The organism is Candidatus Rokuibacteriota bacterium, assembly GCA_030647435.1.
Taxonomy (GTDB): Bacteria; Methylomirabilota; Methylomirabilia; order Rokubacteriales; family CSP1-6; genus AR37.
Genome location: JAUSJX010000012.1, coordinates 275,108 through 282,266 on the forward strand (window position 1 = coordinate 275,108; position 7,159 = coordinate 282,266).

General features: G+C 65.7%; 6 protein-coding genes. 5 read left to right on the forward strand and 1 reads right to left on the reverse strand.

Features of this window, described 5'->3' with window-relative positions; translation table 11 throughout:
- Nucleotides 1-2: 2 nt before the first annotated feature.
- From Q7W02_03225 to Q7W02_03235, 3 genes are read left to right on the forward strand one after another with little or no spacing between them, the layout of a single operon-like run.
- Nucleotides 3-1,190, forward strand: a complete 1,188-nt coding sequence (locus Q7W02_03225) for a hypothetical protein (GenBank protein MDO8475203.1) — start codon at nucleotides 3-5, stop codon at nucleotides 1,188-1,190.
- Nucleotides 1,187-2,425 carry a hypothetical protein gene (locus tag Q7W02_03230; protein MDO8475204.1) on the forward strand — a complete coding sequence of 413 codons (1,239 nt, stop codon included), beginning with the start codon at nucleotides 1,187-1,189 and terminating at the stop codon, nucleotides 2,423-2,425. Before Q7W02_03225 ends, Q7W02_03230 begins: the two co-directional genes overlap by 4 nt.
- 13 nt (nucleotides 2,426-2,438) lie before the next feature.
- Nucleotides 2,439-2,891 (forward strand): hypothetical protein, encoded by a 453-nt coding sequence (locus tag Q7W02_03235; GenBank protein ID MDO8475205.1) that lies wholly within the window; start codon nucleotides 2,439-2,441, stop codon nucleotides 2,889-2,891.
- 52 nt (nucleotides 2,892-2,943) lie between these two features.
- Here Q7W02_03235 and Q7W02_03240 read toward each other — a convergent pair whose 3' ends face one another.
- Nucleotides 2,944-3,828: a methyltransferase domain-containing protein gene (locus tag Q7W02_03240; GenBank protein ID MDO8475206.1), complete on the reverse strand. Its 885-nt coding sequence runs from the start codon at nucleotides 3,826-3,828 to the stop codon at nucleotides 2,944-2,946.
- 792 nt (nucleotides 3,829-4,620) lie between these two features.
- On the opposite strand from Q7W02_03240, the gene Q7W02_03245 reads away from it, so the two are divergent.
- Nucleotides 4,621-4,920: a hypothetical protein gene (locus Q7W02_03245; protein ID MDO8475207.1), complete on the forward strand. Its 300-nt coding sequence runs from the start codon at nucleotides 4,621-4,623 to the stop codon at nucleotides 4,918-4,920.
- A gap of 167 nt (nucleotides 4,921-5,087) precedes the next feature.
- The coding region (locus tag Q7W02_03250) for a kelch repeat-containing protein (protein MDO8475208.1) at nucleotides 5,088-7,159 on the forward strand (2,072 nt) is incomplete at its 3' end.

Here is a 7,159-nt window from a genome sequence, read left to right on the forward strand (position 1 = left end):
TGATGCGGCTGGCATTCGCGATCATCGCCTTTCTGCTGCTCGACGCCACGGCGTCTGCCCAGCCTGCGGCTCCTCCCCCCGGCACCTGGGCGCAGCTGGCGAACACGGCCCTCTACCCTGCCATCCCGGCTGAGGCCAAGTCGGCGGGGGCGCCCGGCGGCACGCCGGAGCTCTGGAGCCCGAAGTCGCTCTTCGCGTACTCGGGCGGGGACATCGGCCAGCGTCCGGGGTCAAGCGCGTGGGGCTTCCTGTTCTGGGGTGGCGGCCACGCGGCGACCGCCGACAACTCGCTCTACTGGCAGCCCCTCGACGGCTCGGGCCCGCGGCGGCTCACGGGCCCGTACCTGGCGCCGGACCGCGAATACAAGTACGACAATCCGTGGGAGACGTACCGGTCAATCAGTCGCAATCAGCCTTCCTCGGTTACCACTCCCGGCGCGCCGAAGTCCCGCCACACGTACTCCAGCCTGCTCGTGATCACAGTCACGGGCCGGCCCGCCGTCTTCGGCTACGGCGGCTCCCTCAACGTGGGGTCCGGCGGGGGCACCAACAACGTCCGCATCTTCGACCTCGCGCAGACCTACGAGGAGGCAATGGCGCGTTCGGATATGGGCTGGGCACTCAGGGCACCGGCCCCGAGCTCGTCCGTGACCTCGTCGAGCGGCTGGGACCCGGTCAAGCGGCGCGTGATTACGCGCGGGAGCAAGTTCATCGGCGCGTACTATCCCGACGAAGACCGGTGGGAAGACTGGCAGATTCGAGGCGCGTCGTTCTGTTGCGATTACCAGGCCTCTGTGGCCATGGACATTGCCGGGCGGAAGATGTACGTGCTCGGCGAGCGATTGGCCGAGGTCATTGACCTCGATACCAAGGCGTACACCAGTCTCGCCGGCAAGCCGTGGGCGGCCAAATTCGTCAAGCCGTCGTGGGAAGGGGGATATGCCACGGGGCCGGGCGTGTCGTGGCATGCGCGAACCAAACAGATCGTCGTGTGGGTGGGGGGCAACAACCTCATCCTGATCAACCCGGCCACGGATGCGATGAAGCTCGTGGCCATGGGCGGGGCAACCGTCACTGCGGCCGAAGGCAGCGGGACGTACGGGCGCTTCCGCTGCATTCCCGGCACCGACCAGGTCGTCCTCGTCAACGCGGTCGATCAAAACGCCTTCATCGGGACGGTGCCGTTTTGAAACGCCCCGCGCTCGTGGTGCTCTCGCTCGTGCTGCTCGCGAGCCCAGCGGCCCCGCAATCCGCCACGCCGGCGGCATCTCCAACCGACACCGCCTCAGAAATGCCGCTGCGCACCTGGATCGAGCGGCCCTTGCGCGGCTGGAGCGGCGTCGGAAAGAGCTACATGCCAACCGGGGGCAAGCACGGCCGGGTCTTCTACCATCCGGGCCTCAAGCAGATGATCTTCGCGGGCGGCGACTGGAAGACGTTGCAGCCGAATGACGGAAATTTTGTCGGCTCCGAGATCTGGGCCCTCGACGTCGCCAGGGACGTATGGACGCAGCTGCGGCCGTTCTGCGTGCCCGGCGCCGCCCAACCCGGCCGGCCCGACAACGTGGTCTGGGCCTATGACAGCAAGCGCGACCGCGGGCTCATGGCCCCGGGCTTCTATGGCATTTCGCAGAAAGCCGATTCCGGATGCGGCGCCATCGAGGGCTGGGGTGGATACGCGTTCGACTTTGCCACGCGCCAGTTCACGGGGCCGGATGCGGGCGCCGGTCTCCCTGCACCGCCTGCCGCGGCCGGCGGCAAGGGCTGGGGCGGCGACGAGAGCGGGGCGTGGGGCGTCTATGACCCGATCAACGACGAGCTGGTCCGCGTGCGAAACGGCATGAGGCTCGAGCGACTGAACCTGGCGACCAAGTCGTGGCGGACGCAAGATGTTTCGGACCCGGGCGGGACGACGCCGCATCGCAGCCAGCAGGTCATCGACGTCAAGGGACGGGCCGTCTTGTTCCTGGCGCCCCGGCGGAAGCCGCCGGCGCTCATCCGCGTCAGCCTCACGGATGGAGCCGTCACGACCCTCCCGCTGCCGTCGCAATACCGGCTGCCAGAGGCCGGCGGTACGGAGGACTATCTGGTCTTCGACACCATGCACCGGGTCCTCCTGATCCCCAACAACTTCGGGATGGGCCAGACGCCGCTGCAGGGCCTCGGCGTCTACCACGTCGACACGGGCCGGTGGGAGTGGGAGGCCGTGCCGCGGGTGGTGGTCGGCAGCGTCTGGGGCTTTGACGAGGCCAGCGGGGCAATGGTTGGTATCGGCAAGCGGTACGAACCGTTCGCCTACTTCTTCTACAAGTACGATCCGCACGCAACTGCCCAGACGCCGCCGACCATCAGGCGATGGATGCCGGCGGCCAGAGCGTCGACACATGCCCGCGGTCACACGTTCGCAGCGTTCCGGCTCGAGTAGCGGAGGTGTTGCAATGATCGTGCAGATCCGTTTTCCGGCGGCGTGTCTTGCCCTGGCCGCCGCGCTGGCCGCCGTGCCGTCCGCGGTCGCTCAGGTTTCCAAACCGCCGCGGGATCCGGTTTTGATCCAGAGAAAGCTTCAGCAGAGCGCGGCGCTCCAGCGAGAGGCGCTCCAGACTCTGAAGGATCCCGGCCAGGCCGAGCGGCTCGTCAAGAACGCCTGGACCGAGCTCAAGTCCGCCAAGGACGACATGGTCATCAACGCGTCGAACATGCAGTTTCCGGATCCGCTCTTCAATACGAACAACGGGCGGGCCGAGCAGGCGCTCGCGCTTCTGCTCGGCTGCTGGGACACGCTCAAGCTCCGAGACAAATGGACCGACCCGAGCAAAGAGATCGCCGGGGTGCGCGGCAGGCTGCAGCAGTCCCTCGGCCTCACGAATACCGTGGCCGCCACGACGTTCTGATAGCGGGCGAAAGATAGTGTGAGCTAGCGGCGATACCCGGGCAAGGGACCCGTCAGTCGAGTTCGCTCTTCTGGCAAACACAGAAAACGGCGCTCGAGAAGAACTCATCAAGACCGGGCACCTGCGCCAGCGGGCGCAGGAATTTGGCCAAGGGTGCTCCCTTCCCTCCGAACCCGATCCGCCGCTCGTGCAGCACGCGGAACGGTAGGCGCCGGAGGAGGCCCCGGAAACCCCGGATCGTCATGTCCGGGTTGAGGTAGTAGCTCCAATCCCCGCGGTAGGGATTCTCACGGCGCTGCCCTGTGGTGAGATCGATCCGATAAAAGGGTGGGGCATAGTCGGGCGACTCGTAGCGCCGAGCCGCAGCTTCGAGCAAGGTTGGCATCGAGAAGACCACATGCGGCCAAGGAAAGGGGATGATTTCGCTCAAGTGGGCACCGTACGGGCCGAACCACGGGTGAAAATGGACGAGGAACAGGCCCCCCGGCCGCAGCACACGATGCACCTCGCGGAAGATCGCCTCGGGCTTCGAGAGATGCTCCACCGTATCCACCGTGTAGGCTAAGTCGAAACTGGCATCCGGCAGGGGCATCGAGACGTCATCCGAGCGGACGAACTCGATACGATCCCCGTACCGGGTGGCGCCGTCCGCCAGGGCCGCGGCATCCCGATCCACGCCGATGGCGCGGAACGATTCGATGTCGAGGAGCGAGGCCAGGAGGTACCCACGCGAGCAGCCGAGCTCAAGGACCGTTTTGCCCTGCAAGCGGCAGAACTCCGAGAAGAGCGCGTGATACCCGGGTACTGTGGACACGCGATCCGCCACGCAGGTGGTCAAACTACCACTCTGGTGGACATTGTGCGTGCTGTATTTCGCCAATGGCCCGGAGCTAAATAGACGACTCAGGAGAAGGGTGGCGCGGACACCGGCACGCATAAGTATCCTTTCTTAGTGGTGCCGGGATCGCCGGCATCCCCGCTTCGTGGCCCAAGACTCGGGCTGGATGATCGCCTGCTCGAGTTTCACAACCGGCTTACGCCTCCTCGGCCCCAGTGACGCTGCGAACCTTTCTCGATTCTGTCGCGGCGACACCGCTGTCCCACGGCGAACAACTGTCCCAGCTCGATACCAATCGCAAACCCGAGCGCCAAAGCGCCGATGGCATAAATCCCCCGCCGCCAGCTCTGACAGACAACCCGAAAACAGCTCCCGGCCAGCAGGAAACCGAACGGGATGAAAGACCCGTAGACGATGAAGCAGCACCAGACGACCAGCAGGACTCGCCGAAGATGCGGCCCGTCTCTCTCTTCGTCCGCCTCTATTTGGCCGCTCATACGTTCCCCCGGTGACGCTGTCCTCCGACACATCCTGACACAAGTGACATCCTCTCGGCTTTTCTACCGGCCTTTCTGTCGATATATCTTACAGATCAGAACCGGCTAGCGTCCCTTAGGACCTCAACGAGGCGAAATTACGACTTATCGTACAATGGCCCGAGGATTGCTTAAGTCCTGTGGCTACGTTTGAGAATCGGGGCATTTCCTCAGAGGGGACGAAACAGTGAAGGATCCTAGGGGTGGCGCTCTTCGTCTCCTGCTCATCACCACCATCGTCCTTCCGTGTGTGCTTCCCGCCGCCAGCCTCCCTGCAGGCGCTCAATCGCCACTCGAGGAGCAGCGGAAGCAGCCGGCAGTCGGAAAACGTGACGCCGCCCTGGCAGGTCGCGTTGTGGCCGTGCAAAACGGTGTGATCCATACCAGCATCACCGCCGATTGGCGCTCTGGTGGAATCACCGACGGCACCGTACTGCGAGTGCAACTGGCGAGCCGCACCTTGAACGCCCGCTTCCTCTCGCCCAGCCACTACTCGCAGGTCGTGACTGACCCTGCCGCCCGGAAGGGTCTCGACGTGGACGTTGCCTGCACGCTCAATCGGGACGGGTCTCTCGCCGTCGTCGGACTCTCTGGCAGCCTGCCGGAGTGGCTCGGCGTCAAGACCGGGTCAGCCGTCACCGTCGTGAAGCCATGATCTCCTCCTTGCAGAGCGTCCTGCGACACGGTGGGATCTCGCTCCTCGCTTTGGCCGTCCTGGCCGGCTCGCTCCTTGGGACGGCCCCTCCATCGCACGCGCAGACCTGGACGGCCACGTGGACCCAGAAGGGTCCCCCTGGCCCATACGGCAGGGGCTGGGTCGATATGACGTACGACTCCATCAACCGCCGCGTTGTCCAGATGGCCGGCAGTGGCGGGAGCTACATGAATGATGTCTGGTGGTACGACGCGGCCGGCGATCTCTGGACTCAAATCGAGCCAAACTTCAGCAACGCCCAGATCGTTGACTTCGTGCCGCCCTGCCCCCGGGACGAGATGGCCATCGAGTACGACCCAGTCAATCAACTCTACTGGATGTTCGGCGGCAGCGGCTTTGCATGTGTCGGCCCGATCCGAACAGCCGGAAGTGGTACCACCACGACGACCCTCGTGGACAGCACTCTGACCGCCACCGCGGCGGACGCGTACAAGGACTGGAGCGTCCAAGGGGTCGACGCGTACAATACCTTCGCTTACGTCTCGGCCTACGATCCGGTGTCGAAGACGCTGACCCTCGCTACACCGTTCGCCGGCCTCGCTCCCGGCGGTCGGTACAATCTCTTCCCCCAGCGCGGCGGTGGCGGCACCTGGTATTACTCGCCCGTCACGCATACGTGGGGGAGTCTCACTGGTCCCCACTGGGGCTACTCCGGCCAGTCACCGGGAAGCCGCTTGAGCCCTTCTATGGCGTATTCGTCGCTTGATCAGGCCCTCGTCATGTTCGGGGGACAGGGCGCCAACGACACCTGGGCCCTGGACGTTCTCACCAAGACTTGGGTCCAGCAAATCCCCGGAGGCAGCCCGGGCTCGCCGGCGGGTCGCGCCCAGATCACGAATGCCATGGTCTACGACAGCACCAACGATGTGTTCATCCTCTTCGGCGGATGCCTCTGCAGCGGGAATGGGGGCTCTTCAGCCGGAGACACGTGGGCGTATCGCTTGTCTACCAACACATGGACCAACATGAATCCCCCCGTGAGCCCGCCCGCCCGCCAGGCGCACAACATGGTCTACGACAGCACCAACGGGGTCGTGGTGCTTTTCGGAGGCTTCGACGCGCCCAGCGGAACGTACTTCAATGATCTCTGGGTCTACAGCTACGCGAGCAACACGTGGACGCAAGTCTTCCCGGCTCTCTCACCCCCGGTCAGAGCAATCGCCGCCATGGCCTACGATCCGGTCAATCAGGTCGCAGTCCTCTACGGAGGCGCCATCGCGACAGGATCTCGGTACGACGTCTGGTCGTTGCAGCTCGCGGGCTCGAGCACCCCGAATCCGGTTCCATCTATCACCTCGATCTCGCCCAACACCATCGCCGGCGGCGGCCCAAGCTTCACCCTGACCGTGACCGGCGCAAACTTCGTCCCAGATTCCGTTGTGCGGTGGAACGGCGTCGCCCGGCCTACGACCTATGTTCGCAACACTCAGCTCCAGGCCAGCATCCCCGCCGGCGACATTGCCTCGCCTGGATCGCGGACGATCACCGTCTTCACCCCGAGTCCCGGCGGCGGCACCTCATCGGGCCTCACGCTGACCGTCACGGGTCCAGCGCCCACAGTGGCCTCGATCACGCCCAATCAGGGGCCGCCGGGCACTACCGTGCCGGTGACAATCACCGGGACCGGCTTCGTCGCCGGCGCCGCGGTGAGCCTCAGCGGGACGGGCATCACCGTGAGCGGTGTCTCGGTATCCTCAGCGACGCAGCTGGCTGCTACGCTGACCATCGCCAGCGGGGCCGCGCTCGGGGCCCGCGACGTGACCGTGAGCAAACCGGGCGGCGGGGCTGGGACTCTGGCCGGCGGCTTCACCGTGGTGGCACCCGTGACCCTGGCTCTGGCCTACAACGGCAAGCTCCGGGACCGCGTGGGGCAAGGCAACACGGCGCTGGGCCCCGACGGCGCCTTCGACGGCACCCTGACCGCGACCCTCAGCGCCAGCGGCGGACGCACCGTGACCGCCCTCCGCCTGGACAGTAACGCGCCGGGGACCTGGGACACGACCAGCGGCGGGAGCGGGTTTTGGGTGCTGGCGGTGGCCCCCGCGCTGGACGGCGCCCTGCTCAATGCCCCCGGCACCATGGCCGTCAACTTCCCCGTGGCCAACGGCGGCACGTTCGTCCTCTTCGCCTCCGACTATCTGAACTCCGAGTTCCTGCCGGGCCGGACCCTCACCCTCAC

Excerpts from the sequence above, each read along its gene's own strand:
- Q7W02_03225 (MDO8475203.1), top strand. The coding sequence starts at position 3 with ATGCGGCTGGCATTCGCGATCATCGCCTTTCTGCTGCTCGACGCCACG.
- Q7W02_03235 (MDO8475205.1), top strand. The coding sequence starts at position 2,439 with ATGATCGTGCAGATCCGTTTTCCGGCGGCGTGTCTTGCCCTGGCCGCC.
- Q7W02_03240 (MDO8475206.1), bottom strand. The coding sequence starts at position 3,828 with ATGCGTGCCGGTGTCCGCGCCACCCTTCTCCTGAGTCGTCTATTTAGC.